Annotated in this window: 10 protein-coding genes; 5 read left to right on the top strand and 5 right to left on the bottom strand. The window is 43.2% G+C overall.

Annotated elements, in window-relative coordinates; translation table 11 throughout:
• Positions 1 to 52 precede the first annotated feature (52 nt).
• The 4 genes from J4N45_RS24355 (at position 53) to J4N45_RS24340 (ending at position 6,646) form a co-directional block, all read left to right on the top strand.
• Complete coding sequence (locus J4N45_RS24355; RefSeq protein WP_252015053.1) at positions 53 to 2,917, top strand: beta-galactosidase; 2,865 nt, start codon at positions 53 to 55, stop codon at positions 2,915 to 2,917.
• A gap of 59 nt (positions 2,918 to 2,976) precedes the next feature.
• Positions 2,977 to 4,152 (top strand): hypothetical protein, encoded by a 1,176-nt coding sequence (locus J4N45_RS24350; RefSeq protein WP_252015051.1) that lies wholly within the window; start codon positions 2,977 to 2,979, stop codon positions 4,150 to 4,152.
• 148 nt (positions 4,153 to 4,300) lie between these two features.
• Positions 4,301 to 5,152, top strand: a complete 852-nt coding sequence (locus tag J4N45_RS24345; protein WP_252015048.1) for a transporter substrate-binding domain-containing protein — start codon at positions 4,301 to 4,303, stop codon at positions 5,150 to 5,152.
• 15 nt (positions 5,153 to 5,167) lie between these two features.
• Positions 5,168 to 6,646, top strand: a complete 1,479-nt coding sequence (locus J4N45_RS24340; RefSeq protein ID WP_252015046.1) for a methyl-accepting chemotaxis protein — start codon at positions 5,168 to 5,170, stop codon at positions 6,644 to 6,646.
• A gap of 177 nt (positions 6,647 to 6,823) precedes the next feature.
• On the opposite strand, the gene J4N45_RS24335 is transcribed toward J4N45_RS24340, so the two are convergent.
• From J4N45_RS24335 to J4N45_RS24315, 5 genes are all read right to left on the bottom strand, one after another.
• Complete coding sequence (locus J4N45_RS24335; RefSeq protein ID WP_252015045.1) at positions 6,824 to 8,167, bottom strand: RICIN domain-containing protein; 1,344 nt, start codon at positions 8,165 to 8,167, stop codon at positions 6,824 to 6,826.
• A 357-nt stretch (positions 8,168 to 8,524) separates the two neighbouring features.
• On the bottom strand, positions 8,525 to 10,900 hold the full coding sequence (locus tag J4N45_RS24330; RefSeq protein ID WP_252015043.1) for an alkaline phosphatase D family protein: 2,376 nt from the start codon (positions 10,898 to 10,900) through the stop codon (positions 8,525 to 8,527).
• Positions 10,901 to 11,209: 309 nt separating this feature from the next.
• On the bottom strand, positions 11,210 to 12,298 hold the full coding sequence (locus J4N45_RS24325; RefSeq protein WP_252015041.1) for a 3,6-anhydro-alpha-L-galactonate cycloisomerase: 1,089 nt from the start codon (positions 12,296 to 12,298) through the stop codon (positions 11,210 to 11,212).
• 24 nt (positions 12,299 to 12,322) lie between these two features.
• Entirely contained in the window at positions 12,323 to 12,949 is a 627-nt protein-coding gene (locus tag J4N45_RS24320) for a bifunctional 4-hydroxy-2-oxoglutarate aldolase/2-dehydro-3-deoxy-phosphogluconate aldolase (protein ID WP_252015039.1), read from the bottom strand.
• 12 nt (positions 12,950 to 12,961) lie between these two features.
• Positions 12,962 to 13,909 (bottom strand): sugar kinase, encoded by a 948-nt coding sequence (locus tag J4N45_RS24315; RefSeq protein WP_252015037.1) that lies wholly within the window; start codon positions 13,907 to 13,909, stop codon positions 12,962 to 12,964.
• 369 nt (positions 13,910 to 14,278) lie between these two features.
• Between J4N45_RS24315 and J4N45_RS24310 the strand changes: the two genes are divergently transcribed.
• A complete protein-coding gene (locus tag J4N45_RS24310; protein ID WP_252015034.1) occupies positions 14,279 to 15,745 on the top strand; it encodes a mannitol dehydrogenase family protein in 1,467 nt (488 codons plus the stop codon).

Here is a 15,745-nt window from a genome sequence, read left to right as displayed (position 1 = left end):
TGTGTGGCAGTCTCTTTAGATTGCCACCATTTTTCTTTTTAGGATTATAACGATGAATACAAATAAAACGAAAATAGCAGTATTGCTATCTACGGTTTTAATTGCGGGTTACGGTTGTAAATCAACACCAACCGGCGATGTCAATACGGGTGACAATGCCGCAGAAGTCGCGGCGGTTTATCCTGATTTTGAATCGGATAGTTTCTTTAACTCTGCACGTGCAGAGCATGCCAAAACAAAAATCACCAGCGAAAGCGGTGTAACAGCTGGAAGCAAGGCATTACAAATCGACTTTGATGCCGTTTCAGATGCCAACAAATACAAGTACTGGCCAAACGTGAAATTCTTCCCTGCATCCGGTGAGTGGAACTGGAATGCAAAAGGTAGTTTTAAGGTTGATGTAACTAACCCTCTAGACACGCCAGCGAACGTGATTTTTAAATTGGTTGATAACGTCGGTCAAATGGGCGCGGAAACTAATCAGTTAAATTACGCGGTCAATATTGGTGCGGGCGAAACTCAAACTATTGAAATGTTATTTAATGGTGGTGTCCGTAAGCTAGATGGTTACTGGAATGGTGATAACCTTAACCTAAGAAAATTAGTTGAACTTCAAGTGTTTGTTCAAGGGCCAGCAGATGCCCAAAGCATTATTTTAGACAATTTAGAGTTGGTGAATTCCACCGGTGATTTTGTTGCAGCTGAAGAAAAAATTGTTGCAGCTGGTCCGGTACCAACCGTTGCTGCTATCACCAGTTTCGAAAGTGGTGAAGAGACGTTTGTGAGTGCAGAGCGCAGTAACTCGACTCAAACGCGCGTTGTTGACACCGCTGATGGAAAGGGTTTGGAGGTTAAGTTCTCGGCGACAAACGCGTACCCAAATGTAACGTTTATGCCGAAAACACCATGGAATTGGTCTGATAAAGGGGACTTTAACTTAGCGTTTGATATTGAGAACCCAACAGACGACGCTATTCAAATGTTTGTCCGTGTCGACCAAGCTGAAAATGCAAACTGGGGCGGTACTGCGGACGGCGTTACTGACAGTATGTCTAGTTATATGACAATCCTTCCTGGCAAGAAGTCTACGTACTACATGTCTTTGCGCGAGCTTGAAGGTCACGTTGTCTCTGGTATGAGAAGTGAACCGCCAAAGTTATCTTATGATGCGCAGGCCATCAGTTATGGTTGGGGTGAAACGGGTCTTGATGTCTCAAACATTGATAATGTTCAGCTGTACCTACAAAACCCGACTAAGGATGCAAAAATCGTTGTCGATTCCATTCGACTAGTTCCAAACCTTGATGCAGATACGTCGCGCTATTCCGGTATCGTTGACCAATATGGTCAGTTCACGGGTGATGAATGGGAAGAAAAAGTCCATACCGATGAAGAGCTAAGAGAGGCCGGTAAAGAAGCGTTAGCCCAACTTGGTAATGTTAAGCCAATGGCAGATCGCTGTAAATTCGGTGGTTGGAAAGACGGTCCACGTCTTGAAGCGACAGGCTTTTTCCGTACAGAAAAAGTGGATGGCAAATGGACGATGGTTGACCCTGAGGGATGTATGTTCTTCATGACAGGGCTTGATAACGTTCGAATGGATGACACAGTAACAATTACCGGTATTGATTTTGCCAATGTTGATACTAAAGAAGGCCGTGTTGTTGCTTCTGAACTGCGCAACTCGATGTTTGAGTGGTTACCAGAAGAAAACGATCCTTTGGCGGTCAATTACGATTATGCGGGATGGATTCACTCTGGCGCATTGAAAAAAGGCGAAGTGTTCAGTTTCTATCGTGCGAACCTAATGCGTAAGTACGATACAGACCAAGCCGAAGCAATGAAGATCTGGAAAGATGTGACGCTTGACAGAATGGTTGACTGGGGTTTCACCACACTTGGAAACTGGATTGATCCAATGTTCTTTGGTTCAGATCGTGTTGCTTATGAAGCGCATGGTTGGATTCATGGTGATCATAAACGAATCAGCACTGGTAACGATTACTGGGGACCGATTCACGACCCATTCGATCCTGAGTTCAAAAACAGCGCTCGTGACATGGCAGACGAAGTCGCTTCACGAGTAAAAGACGATGATCAATGGCTTGTGGGTGTTTTCGTTGATAACGAAATCAGCTGGGGTAATGTCATGAACGAAGCAAATCACTATGGTTTAGTCGTCAATGCACTGGCTTATGACGCGAAAGATAGCCCAGCGAAAAAAGTGTTTGCTGACCATCTAAAAGCGAAATACAAGACAGTAGAAAAGCTTAACTCTGCTTGGGGTAGTAAGGTTGCGTCTTGGGATTCATTCAATCGCTCTTTTGACCACCGTTCAGCATTGACTGCGGGAATGAAAACGGATTACTCCGAGTTGCTGCAAATGCTGTCTGAGAAGTACTTCTCAGTAGTACGTGGAGAAGTGAAACGTGTCCTACCTAACCACCTTTACCTGGGTGCGCGTTTTGCCGATTGGGGTGTTACACCAGAGATCGCACGAGGTGCAGCGAAGTATGTTGACGTAATGAGCTACAACCTGTACGCCAACGATCTTAATGACGGCAAAAAAGCGCATTGGAAGAAACTACTTCCTGAGCTAGATAAGCCAAGTGTCATTGGTGAATTCCATTTCGGCGCGACAGACACTGGCCTGTTCCATGGCGGTATTGTAACGGTATCGAATCAAACTGAGCGTGCAGAAATGTACACCCAATATATGGATAGCATTGTTAAAGACCCATATTTTGTTGGTGCACATTGGTTCCAATATTTGGATTCGCCAGCGACAGGAAGAGCTTGGGATGGTGAGAACTATAACATTGGTTTTGTAACGATTGCCGATGAGCCGTATGTCGAACTTATCGATGCAGCTAAGCAATTCAACGCAGATCTTTACAATAAGAGATTTGGGAAATAATGAGATAGGACCCGCGATGTTGTGTCGCGGGTTCTACTCAAAGTAGAAGGATTTATAGAATGAAAAAACTAGTATTAGCCACATTGGTTGCGAGCGTGTTTTCAGCTCAGGCCCTTGCGGTAGATGTCTTAATTAATGGTTTTGAAGGTACTCTTGAAAACCCAGAAGATTCGGTTGCATATTACGCAAACGAAGGGGCAGTACATGACTTGGTGACGAGTGACTTTGCGTCTTCAGATGGCGGCAAAGTATGGGATATTGCATTCGCACCCAGCGGAGCAGCTGACTACGAGAAAGTATCTTTCGGTGGTCCTGATGGAACTGCACTCGACTTAAGCGATTACCATACTATTAAATATAGCGTTCAAAATACAGGCGATAATGCGGCTGTGTATGCGATGCGCTTAGAAGATAGTACAGGTGCCGCCTGCGATTTCTACCAAGAAGATCTTGCTACAGCAACGGACAGAACCGATACGCTAGATATGACGACGTGTGCTGACAAAATTGATGCGTCCGATGTGATGTATTTTGCGATGTTTGCTCGTCCTTGGGACACAACCAATGCAATCAATGTTCAGGTTGAAGATGTCATAGGTGTAAAAGAAGACACGACTGAGCCGCCGGTTGGTGATGTGACGGTGGTGGAATCTTTCAGTGATATCGATGTTGGTACGGTTATTGACAACGACGCTGCGTCGTTAAGCAATATGGTGTCTAGTGACTATTCCAGTGATGGTGATGGTAAGTCGTGGAAGATTGATTTCGATGCTAGCCATCAAGGTACGAGTCTGTGGGGAGAGTGGGACTGGAGTGCTCGCGACACCTTTGAATTCGATGTTATCAACAACTCTGGACAAGACCTTGCTATTACGGTGAAATTGATCGCTCAGAATACAGATTGGGGCGAGAGCTATAACCTATATGGTGGAGAGACTCTTCCTTCATCTGAAGAGCCTCAGACGATCAAAGTAGACCTAGATTCTTCTGAAGCAGGTGCTAACTTTACCAAAGGCGCAGTTGGCGGAATCCAGTTTATGCTTGATATTAATCCAACGGCTGATGTGGCTGTTTACTTCGATAACATTCTTGTTTCAGGTCAGGATAGCGGAACGACTCCTCCAAACCCAGGTCCAGATCCAGAATACCCAGAGATCATCGGTGAAGGTGGTAGCTTTGGTAGCTTAGGTCTATTCATTGTTTCTGCACTGGCATTCTGGCGTCGCAGAAAGTAGTACTCGATAAGGCAGTCGTACGGCTGCCTTTTTCCAATACGCCAATTCAAAGCGCCAATTGACTCAGTACGTTCGTGTATTAATGACTTTGTTGTTCGTTGGTGTCTAAAAATCGCATTCTTCAAGAAGTATAAAAGCGGTGCGTTACATGAAGATATATCAAAGCAAAAACATATTCTTAATGCTTGTTGCCATCAGTACGACATTCATGGCTCATGCAGAGATAAAAACACCGATGGTATTTCCGGGGCGAGATACTCTCATTCTCGAGTTGATTGATTTAGCGCTTGAAAAAAGTGCAGCATCTCACGATATTACTCATGCCGATGAATATTTATCTGATGCGAGACTTGTAGAAGAAGTCCGAAATGGAAATATCGATGTTATGTGGGCTGGTGCTTCTCAAGATCTACAAAATCAACTTGAAGCAATTAAAATTCCCATTTTTAAAGGCCTTGCCGGTTACCGTACTTTTGTGATTGAAAAAAACAGTCAAAACAAGTTCTTTGGTGTTAAAAATATTGATGATCTTCGGAAACTAAAAGCAGGTCTAGGCCGGTTCTGGTCTGATACAAAGATTCTAGAATCAGCGAATTTAGACGTCGTGAAACCGGTGAAGGCAGAGAGTCTTTTTCATATGGTCGAGGGAGATCGCTTTGACTACTTACCTCTCGGTGTTCATGAATCCCATGGTGTCGTTCGAGACCAGCATGAGCTTGAGCTAGCGGTTGAAGAAAATATTCTTCTTGTTTACCCATCAGCCATGTATTTCTATGTGTCTAAAGAAAATAAGCAGCTGTACCATTCATTGAACTCCGGATTAGAAATGGCGATAGCCGATGGCAGTTTTGATGAGGCTTTCTATAACTCTCAGCTTATTAAAGAGACATTTAAATCAAGCCGAATAGCTGAAAGAAACATCATTAACATTAAAAACCCATATTTACCTCTAGATGCACCAATTAATAGAAAAGAGCTTTGGCTTGATATTAATCGATAGAATAGGTTCGAGAAAATGAATAATAGTTTAAGTAAATCACTCTCAATTTTCCTTATCTTAGTCGGGCTTGTTGGGATCGCTATCGGTGGTGGCGTCAGCTATTTCACGGTTAAAGACCGACTGAACACGGCGTACACGCAAGATCTAGAATCTACAATCGGCTTGGCAGATGCAGCATTAGTAGAGGCAATATTTGCCTATGATTTTGAACAAGCTCAGGCGGTTACGGATGCATTGTTAAACTCTGAAATACTGCATTCTGTCACAGTCGTCGACCAGCGTGGTAAAGCGATAGCGAGTTCGGGTACTCAACACACAGAACTAAGTACAAGAACGCATTCGGTAGAACGCGGTGGTTCTATGATTGGTACGATCACCTTCCAGTTTGACCCTGCAATTATTGCTCAAAGTATGCAAAATGAAATGCTGCTGATGATGTTTGGCATAGTGTTGGTTTTGGTACTCGTTATTGTCAGTGTCTATTTCTTCATGCGCAAACTTGTTATTCAGCCTATCGATGACGTTACGGTGTCACTCTATCGCTTGTCAAAAGGTGATGCAGACTTGTCGCAGCGTATTGCTGTTAAAAGTGAGAATGAAATTGGACGGTTGACCAAGAACTTTAATAACTTGATGGATAACTTAATGGATATGATTGCTGGTGTTGTGAATAATAGCAATCATATAAGAGAGATATCGAATACGCTGACTACTGCGGCACAGCAATCGCAGGATGATTCTCACGCTCAGCAAATTTCAATGCAAACCGCTGCTTCATCGTTAGAGGAGATCAGTGTCTCTGCTGAAGATGTTTACCGAAACGCAGAAACGACATTGGCCAAAACTCAAGATGCAATCGAATGTGTTGAGGAAGGTGGCCGTCTGGTTGAGCAAAACGGGACATTGGCTACGAATCTATCTGACCAAATTAGTGAAACATCCCGAAGAATTGATAATCTGATTCAGTCCTCGTCTGATATAGGTTCAATCGTAGAGGTGATTTTAAATATTGCAGAGCAAACGAATTTATTAGCACTAAATGCAGCGATAGAAGCGGCTAGGGCAGGCGATCAAGGACGCGGTTTTGCGGTGGTCGCTGATGAGGTAAGAGCGCTGGCACAGAAAACCCAGAATTCAACATCGGAAATTGAGAGTATTGTTTCGGGCTTACAAGCAAATGCTAAAAGCGCTGCGGATTCTATGGTGGCGAGTTTAGGGTCATCTCAGGAGGTCACTGCAGCAGCAAATAGCCTATCTCAAAATTTGAAGCAGATTTCTGCGAATATTGATTCAATCAACAGCATGAATAGTGAAGTTGCTGTTTCGACCAAGCAACAAAGTGAAGTGACAAAGACGATTGCAGTGAATATCGATGAGCTAAATCAGTTAGCTGCATCTTTATCAGCAAATGCAACGGAAGTAAATGCCAAAGTAGAAGAGCTTCAGGGAGTGAATCATAGTTTAACGGCGAATGTCGGACGTTTTAATATGTAGCGTTGATAACTGATCGATATAGTTGTTTCTAGAAGGTGGCGTTTACGCCACTTTTTTACTAGGTGTTCTATTGGAGTGGTATATTGAAGCGAAGGAGCCGATGAACAAGAAAGATGTACATTCATTTAATAAAAAGTAATTAAATGAATGTACTAATTAGATTAGGTTGCAAGCTATTTATTTGAACTTAATCCGTTGGTTGTTTCCTCCATCACAAGACGCTTGAACAATGCTACCGCCGTTAGTTGCTTGGTTATTAGCAACCTCAAGACACTTACCCGTCTTCTTATTTCGTAATTCAAAAGTGTTACTACCCTTGTCGAATAACGTCCACAGCTGATTTTCTTCTGCCGAATTACAAATATACTGCTGGATAGTAGCGCCATCTTTCCATTGAGATGCGTCTGGTTTTAACTCAACACAGAGTTGACTTTTATCTGATTGAATTAAATACTCACTGTTTGATACTGGAGTGAAAGTGAAACGTTGATTACTATTTGACGTGTTGCAACTCCATTGTTGATAGGTACTACCATTCCACGTTGCTCCATCTTTTACATCGAGGCATCTATTACTATGAATAAACTGTAAACTAGTTGCATCACTTGGAGGGACAACGCCGTTATTATCGTTGTCTCGAACTGGTTTATAAACACGGATCCAGTCAACGTACATTTTATTTTTCGAGCTATCGGCTAGATCCGCATCAGAAGCAACGATACCAGCCTCTGAGCGCCACGAATGATCTTCAGTGTCAAGTATAATGAACATCTCTTCATCCATGTTAAACTGGCTCTTATCTAGAGTTTGTCCAGTGTAATCCTTGTCTTTCATCAACACTTGTTCCCACGAACCTTTCGGTGTCTTTACACCATCGATATAGAACGTCACTTCTGTAGGACTTTTCCAATAGGCAGCAAAGCGGTGGAAACCATCTCTCCAATACGTCCCCCAACTTGGTTCGTTGTGTGTCTGGTCGTTGAAATCACTTTTAATGGTGTTATCAGAGTTTCTAAAGAAAACATGGAAGTTAGTCGACATGTTTTTCGCAAACCAGGTGTCCTTCGCTCCACCATAAACCTCTAGAATATCAATCTCGCGCTGATCATTTTCACTCAATAACCAAAAATTTGATGAAAGCTCTAGATTACTAACTTTAATTCTAGCTTCCATGAAAATTGGATATTTTACTTTCGTCTTAGAGGTTACAACGCCAGCATTAACTTGTTCTGTACCTTGACGACGAGATGCGCTGATAATTAGGTTTCCATCCGAAACCCATGACTCGTTCGACTGCCAATAAGTTAAACCTGGACCGGTCCATCCATGAAAATAGGTGTCGTTCCACTTGCTCGTGAAAGTGGTACTTTTACCCGAGTAGTTAAAAGAGTCGGAATAAGCTTCTTGTAACTCCCACTGTTGACCGTCGTCTAACTCTGCAGGAATTGGAATAGAATCCCAGTCATTCGCGAAAGCAGGATTTATGGCAATGGTGAGTAGAGAGAGTATTGATGATTTCATTATTTATCCTTAAGTGTGTGGATATTAAAAATAGTTTGGGTGTAGTGCAAGTCTTGTGTTTGCACTGTAATAATATAGTTCAATGAATGTTATTGTTCATTGCTGTTTTAGTGAATTTGGTAAATATTCTGCTATCGATTAGTATTTATTATAAAAGTGAGACATGGCGCTTGTGATATTGTGGTTGTTAATATAGTTCAGGCAATTTACTGGAAGTTGATTTTTGTTGGTTGGCTTATTTTGTTGAAACGGTTATGAGAGGGTTTGTTCGGAGGTGAGAGGTGGTACAAACTATTAAAATAGATATGAGAGCTCATCAACAAGGTGAGCTCTCATATGGTTTTTTATATCCCTTACTTAGCTAATGATATTTTCTCCACGGTTTTCTTTTTGTTCTATTGTTACAGGCCAGCCTTCATAAATATTATCGAGGTTAGGATTATTGACATCAGCCAAGAAACGATAGGCAGTACAACGATAAGTAAGATTATCGGTATCAAACTCGATAACGCCAAATCCACTACCTTTTTCTTGTGCTCTGACATATCGGTTGTCAGATTGGCCTACAACGGGATTTGCGACCGCATAGACGTAGTTTTTTGTTCCAAATGCATCCAGAGATTCTCCTGTATGAGGAAGCCCATGTGAGGGACGGTTATCCGTAGCAATTCCAACAGACTCGGGGATCCAAAATCGTTGCCATCCGGCAGCAATTGCAGGCACTGCGAAAGCCCAGTTTGCATCACGTTGTTTCTCAACACCATATTGAGATATGGAAGCGAGGTGTGTGTCGCCACAAATATGAAGTGCCATGGAGTCTTTGATAATGTTGACGGCTCGGTCTCTACTTGATGCAGGCCATCCGTTACTATCAAAATCATACTTGAGATACTTATCTGGACCTCCATTGTGAGTCGCTAGACTTGCAAACACAGTCTGACTGAGTACTGCTTTTAACGCGTGCTGATCCCACTGTTGAGTCCATTCTGTTAGGAATGCCTCTTGTGTTGCTCCTAGCATTTCGAGTTTTTCGTTGTCGAGTGAAGGGTTGAAATAAAGAGGTTCTTCATCTCGTCCTGTGATGCCAACTAGTGCGTCTACACGATCAGGACCGCTTTTAAACTGTCTGTCAGAGAGCACAGCAAAGCTTACATTGCCATACAGTATTTCACCGAAGTAGGCTTTAATGCCATTTTGAGCCTCTGCAGGTGCAACGTTGTAAGGTGCCGGATGGTGGGAGGTGTGAGTGTCATGTACAACGTTAACAAATCGCGGTGATTGAATGTATCCAGTCAACACTGAAGCACTTGGGTCTTTTTCAGGGTTAGCCATAATCGCGCCACCTTCACCCCACATATTTCCTTGTAGGATATCGTGGTCATCTGGGATACAAATTGTGGGCGCGCGACTCATTGATTCTCTAAACACCCAGCCAAACTGATAGTATTTTCTCAAGTAGTTGAGAATCGCTTTGTCGTCGGGAGATCGAATGACACCAAACCCACCGTGGCTTTCATAAAGCTGATCACCCGAAAAGAACAGTAGGTCAGGGTTCAGACTTTCGACGTTCTTTCTCAATGGCTCATAAGGGTAAGCGTAGTCATTCTGGCAAGTAAATGCCGCCATATTTAACTGACGTCCCTTGGGCTCAGCTTGAATCTCACCTGGCCAAACATCAAGTGTTTCCGTTCCGTCTTTATGTTGCTCAGCGTATACGACACGGTAAGATGTAGATTTGCTTGCATCCCAGTTTTCTATTTCGAACGTAGCGAACCAACTTTCTTGGTTTAGAGGTGCTTTAGCCGCGGTTTTCCACTCATTGTCAACAAACAGTTGAAGGGTCGCGTTTTGTTCGTCTTTGTTCCCCATTGGGCCGACGAATGCCGTCATCTTCATCACATGTCCACGGTCGCTTCGGGAGTTGTTGACCGTATACATAGTCCACAATATAGGTCCAAAGCGATGAGTATCATCAACAGAGAACGCCGCGCCTTTTACTTGCCATTTCTCGAAACGATAGCGACAACCCTGGTCCTCTTTTGCAATGATATTGCCATATGTGGACTCTATATTCGCGTTGCTAACGACGGCAATATTACCCAGTAATTCATCATTAGATGCAATAGCATTTATTGTACCGAGTACTTTTTTGCTCTTAAGCTCGGTAGCCGTTAACGTCACCGTTACTGCACCTGCGACAGCCGTTGCCTTCAGGTATAACTGGATGCGCTCATCAGTCGTCGATGAACTCATTTTTACGGACTTATTACCCAGAATGAGAGTGTCTTTAGTATATAAAGCATCAAAGCCGCGCTGTACGAAACAGTTGCTTCGGTAGTCATTTAGTTCGCTTCGAGCACCGAGACGAAGGCCTGCGCCACCATCCTGTGGTTGTATATCGATACGCTTTACAACAACCGACATCTCAAATCCTGCAGTCGGGTTGGTTATTTGATGAGTTAGTAGATGAACGCTTCTGTTACCGCCGAGGCTTAACACCTCAACACCACCATCTTTTATCATCCAGTCTTCCATTGGATTAGCCCAGTAATTGCCGCCAATCCAAATTCGGTCATGAGTATTTTGCCAACTATCATTTAGGTCAACCAAAATATTGTCGCTAGTGTCCAATGTAGAAGCAAAGCTACTACTGCTTTGTCCATAAAGGCCACCAACCACCAATCCGGCACCTGCTGCTTTGAGAATATTGCGCCTTGAGACCCCAATGCTCATATTAAACAATCCTTTTGGTAAATATGTTTTCATGATTACATTAACCAATATTTACTTTGGTGGATATGCTGAAAAATGGATTTTGTGACTGAAGAGGAGTGCTAAATGATAAGAATTGCAGATATGTGATCTTGCTTGAATAATGTACGAACTGAGTCAGTGCGTTTGCTGCCTGTCGAGACTAAGAAAAGAGTTCACTGGTAACGGCATCTATATGAAATGCTGGCAGAATCAAAAAAAAGGCCCCTCAGTATTGAGGGGCAAAGGTCTTTAAGGTCAATGAAAAACTAGATACTGGAGCGAGCCAGATTAAACTTGATACTGAGCAATCTTATCCCAATCGAATTCAACTCCGATCCCCGGAGTTTCTGGGGCAACAGCGCGATGGTTATCGACAACAAGTGGGCGTTTTGTATATTGGTCAATAGGAAAACTATGAACTTCCAGCCATCCGGTATCAAAAGCCGAGACCAAACTTACATGCAGTTCTTGCATCCCATGAGTACAAACTGGTACACCATGTTTAGTCGCTAGGTTTGCTGCTTGCAGCCAGCCTGTAATGCCGCCGCAGTTTGATGCATCTGGTTGGACGAAGCCTAATTTCGCTTGGTCCATCGCATAACCAAATTCATGAATGGTGTGCAGGTTTTCGCCCATAGCAAGTGGGATAGAGGTATTATCAGCAATCTCTGCATAACCCAGGTAGTTATCAGGTATCGTTGGTTCTTCAAACCACGTGATGTCGTATTGTTCAACGGCTTTCGACAATGTTATCGCTTGCTCGACTGATAATGAGTAGTTTGCATCAATCATAAAGGTGACGTCAGGACCGATAAACTCACGTACGGCTTTGATGCGGTCAATATCTTCCTGCATGTTTTCTCGGCCGATTTTTATTTTAACGGCGTTGAACCCATCTGAAAGATAGCCTTTGATATTGTTTAGCAGTTTTTCTAACGGAAACTGAAGATCGATACCACCACAATAGGCTTGGCAAGTATGATTTTTGCCACCAGCCATTTTCCAAAGTGGTTGGTTTTCGCGTTTACCTTTTAAATCCCAAAGTGCAATGTCAACACATGACATCGCAAAACTAGAGATACCACCGCGGCCTACGTAATGAATGTGCCATTCCATGAAATCATAAATTTCATCAATTTTAGATCCATCTTTGCCTAGTAGAGCGGGTTGGATATCATGTTCAAGCATCGCTTTGATAGAAAAACCGCCTTTACCACCAGTGTATGTGTAACCGGTACCTTGGCTTCCGTCTTCTAGAGTTACTGTAGTGGTAACCAATTCAAAGTGGTCGTGATCGCCATGTTTAGCGTCAGAAAGCACTTCTGCTAGAGGGATCTTAAACAACTTTGTTTCAATATTTTTAATTGCCGTATTCATACTGTTTTCTATTCCTGTTTGTGCTTAAGCGACAGATCTTACAACGTCTTGAACTAGTCTGCCGATTTCAGTCCAGTTACCAGCATTGACCAGTTCTTTATCTACCATCCACGTTCCTCCACAGGCGAGTACTGCCGATAGTGATAAGTAATCGTGAACGTTATCTGGGTTAATGCCCCCAGTTGGCATTACTTTAATTTGTTGATAGGGACCAAGCAGCGACTTGAGCATATTCAATCCACCAGACGCCTCAGCTGGGAAAAACTTAAGTGTGGTAATGCCAAGCTCGAGGGCTTGCTCGACCAATGATGGGTTATTCACGCCTGGAATGATATCAATATTGTGTTTTATGCAAGCTTTGACTGTCGTCGGGTTTAGTCCAGGTGAGACGATAAAGTCAGCGCCAGCTTGTTTTGCCGCAATGACTTGGTCTTCATTCAAGATTGTCCCTGCACCGATTAACATGTCTGGATACGCTGAGCGAAGCAATCTAATTGCTTCTTCTGCCGCATCGGATCGGAAGGTAATCTCAGCCACTGGGAGACCATTGACCACCAATTGCTCACCCAGTGGCAAAATATCTTCCGCTCGATCAATCGCTATTACAGGGATAACTTTATATTGAGCCAATCGCTCGTTTAGTAATGACATTATTATTCCCTTTTATTTAGAGCCAAGGCGAGATTTTACCTGCGCAAGAGTAGGCAATGGTGCAACAGCACCGTAACCAGTGATTGTGATTGAAGCGGTAGCATTAGCGTGAGCAAGACATACTTCCAGGCTTAGTCCATTCACATAATGAGTACAGAAAGAACCTGCAAAAGAATCGCCTGCCGCCGTAGCATCAACAGGGGTTACTTGATGAGGTTTTATATGATGACGAGTGTGTTCGTTTGCCACGGTTGCACCGTCACTACCTTGTTTCAAGACCACAACCTTCGCGCCTAGTTTAAGGTAGTGGTCGATGATGTCGTCGGGTTGTTCAAGCCCTGTAAGCAACTGTGCTTCGTCAACACTAGGGAAGCAAATGTCGACGCTTGAGATTGTTTCTTCGATAATCGCTTTTGCTCTTTTCAGAGACCAGAGTTTAAGACGTAAGTTTGTGTCAAATGATACTAATGTGTCATTGCTTTTGGCAATGTCGATTGCACTAAATACCGAGTCGCAACTGGTGGAGCTTATTGCTTGGGTTATGGCTGTCGTGTGTAATAATTTGGCGTGGCGAATCGCCTCTACAGGCAAGCGTGCGGGCGTGATTAATGATGCGGCTGAGCCCTTTCTCATAAATGAAAAATGATGACCTTCTTGGTCATGAGTAATAAAGTAAACGCCAGTGTGAGCGTCCGGATTTGAAACAACATGGTCGGCAGACACTTGTTCTTGTTTCCACAAGTCTAGGAATCGCTTACCAAATTCATCATCGCCTAGATGCGTTAGCATACCTACGTCGGCACCTTGCCTAGCTGCTGCGATGGCGAAGTTAGACGCATCACCACCATAACCACTCAAAAAGTCCCCCTGTGTATTATCTACTTCCTTTAGTTGACTAAACTCGAACATTGGTTCACCAAAGCTCAATATTTTAGGGTATTTTGGACTGTTGTCTTTCATTTTTACACTCACAGATTGAATTTAGGTAACAGATAGAGGGCGGTTTGCCATATCACGTAGAATTGGTTTAACTTGTCCCTATACTAAATGCAGTCTCTTTTCTGGTCAACCAATCTATTGACCATTTAAAAGCGTAATATCACAGTTCCAACAATTGTATGTATATTACCGTATAGTCAGTTGTAGTGGGGGTTTGAGGGTGGTTCTAGGTATGATTGATACTAAAATATGTTATTTTAATCACTATTTTTTATCAAAATTGGTTGTCCAATGGTCTTGTATTGGTTCTTTGTTTGTGTCTATAATTGTTTAGGGACGGCAGGATTAGGCCGATTCTTCACATAATGGTCAATCAATCGGGCTTGAAATATGACATCAACAACAAAAATTTCTGACGCTAAATATACGTCTCAAACTACTTACGATAGAGCTGAGTTAAAAACAGATATTGTTCACCTTGGTTTTGGCGCATTCCATAGAGGACACCAAGCGGTTTACAACGACCTTAGCAATGAAGCTACAGGCAAGCTTTGGGGAATCTGCGAGGTCAATCTATTTGGTCCTGAAGACCTTATTGGTAACCTTCAGCAGCAAAAAGGGTTGTTCACTGTTGTTGAGAAGTCTGCAAGCAACACACATACCCGATTGATCAGAACGATCTCAGAGTCGATTCATACGCCAGTCGATGGTATTGAGCGTGCAATTGCTAAAATGGTGGAACCTCAGGTAAAAATAGTTTCCTTGACGATCACGGAAAAGGGCTACTGCACAGACCCGCAATCCGGTCGCCTAGATTTAAGCAATGACTTGATTCAATTTGATTTAAAGAACCCTCGTTTACCAAAATCTGCGATAGGGTGCATCACCGAAGCACTACGTCAGCGTCGTGAACTTAGCTTGATGCCTTTTAGTGTGTTGTCGTGTGACAACATTCCAGAGAATGGCTTGCTGACGAAGGATGCGGTCGTTTCATTTGCTCAAGCGTTAGATCCGGTACTTGCACACTGGATTGAAGAGCACGTGACGTTCCCAAGTACTATGGTCGACAGAATCGTCCCAGCTATGACTGACGATCAATTCGATGTTATTGAACAAGAAACTGGCTATCGAGATCCTTGCGGAATTGTCTGTGAAGACTTTAGGCAGTGGGTTGTAGAAGACAATTTTGTTGCAGGCCGCCCGGATTGGGATGCTGCTGGGGCGATGTTCGTCGGTGATGTGTTGCCTTACGAAGAAATGAAACTTCGTATGTTGAATGGTAGCCACTCATTCCTTGCTTACAACGGTAGCCTAGCGGGCCACGAATTTATCTACGAATGTATGCAAGATGAAGCACTGAAAGCGGCAACGCTTCGTTTAATGACCCAAGAGCAGGCCAAATCATTACAAGAAGGGTTAGAGGTCAATCTAGAAACCTATGCCAACCTTTTGATTCAACGTTTTAGTAATACCAATATCAAACATAAAACAGGTCAAATTGCGATGGACGGTTCTCAAAAACTGCCACAACGCTCGATCGACCCATTTATGACACTGCAACGCCGCGGTATCGACAGAGTTTGTCTACCGGTCGCGATTGCGGGTTGGATGCACTACACCATTAACCAAGCGCTGCGTGGTGAAACAATTTTTGATCCACTTGAGGCTATCTATAAAGAAATTGCCTTGAGTGACGCTCCTTCAGTGGAGAAAGCGAATGCACTGCTATCAATCGAAAAAATCTTTGGCTCACACAAATCAGAGAACCCAGAGTTTCACGAAAAAGTGATTGAAGCATTTATGTCTATTGAATCTAAAGGAATCAATGCTGTCATTGATTCTATTGCCAAGAATTAA

Source organism: Vibrio sp. SCSIO 43140 (genome assembly GCF_023716585.1).
GTDB lineage: Bacteria > Pseudomonadota > Gammaproteobacteria > Enterobacterales > Vibrionaceae > Vibrio > Vibrio maritimus_B.
The sequence above is the reverse complement of the archived record's forward strand: the minus strand, read 5'-3'. Positions and strand labels throughout refer to the sequence as shown.

Coding starts and splice junctions, on each gene's coding strand:
- J4N45_RS24350 (WP_252015051.1), top strand. CDS start 2,977: ATGAAAAAACTAGTATTAGCCACATTGGTTGCGAGCGTGTTTTCAGCT.
- J4N45_RS24325 (WP_252015041.1), bottom strand. CDS start 12,298: ATGAATACGGCAATTAAAAATATTGAAACAAAGTTGTTTAAGATCCCT.
- J4N45_RS24330 (WP_252015043.1), bottom strand. CDS start 10,900: ATGAGCATTGGGGTCTCAAGGCGCAATATTCTCAAAGCAGCAGGTGCC.
- J4N45_RS24340 (WP_252015046.1), top strand. CDS start 5,168: ATGAATAATAGTTTAAGTAAATCACTCTCAATTTTCCTTATCTTAGTC.
- J4N45_RS24310 (WP_252015034.1), top strand. CDS start 14,279: ATGACATCAACAACAAAAATTTCTGACGCTAAATATACGTCTCAAACT.
- J4N45_RS24355 (WP_252015053.1), top strand. CDS start 53: ATGAATACAAATAAAACGAAAATAGCAGTATTGCTATCTACGGTTTTA.
- J4N45_RS24345 (WP_252015048.1), top strand. CDS start 4,301: ATGAAGATATATCAAAGCAAAAACATATTCTTAATGCTTGTTGCCATC.
- J4N45_RS24320 (WP_252015039.1), bottom strand. CDS start 12,949: ATGTCATTACTAAACGAGCGATTGGCTCAATATAAAGTTATCCCTGTA.
- J4N45_RS24335 (WP_252015045.1), bottom strand. CDS start 8,167: ATGAAATCATCAATACTCTCTCTACTCACCATTGCCATAAATCCTGCT.
- J4N45_RS24315 (WP_252015037.1), bottom strand. CDS start 13,909: ATGAAAGACAACAGTCCAAAATACCCTAAAATATTGAGCTTTGGTGAA.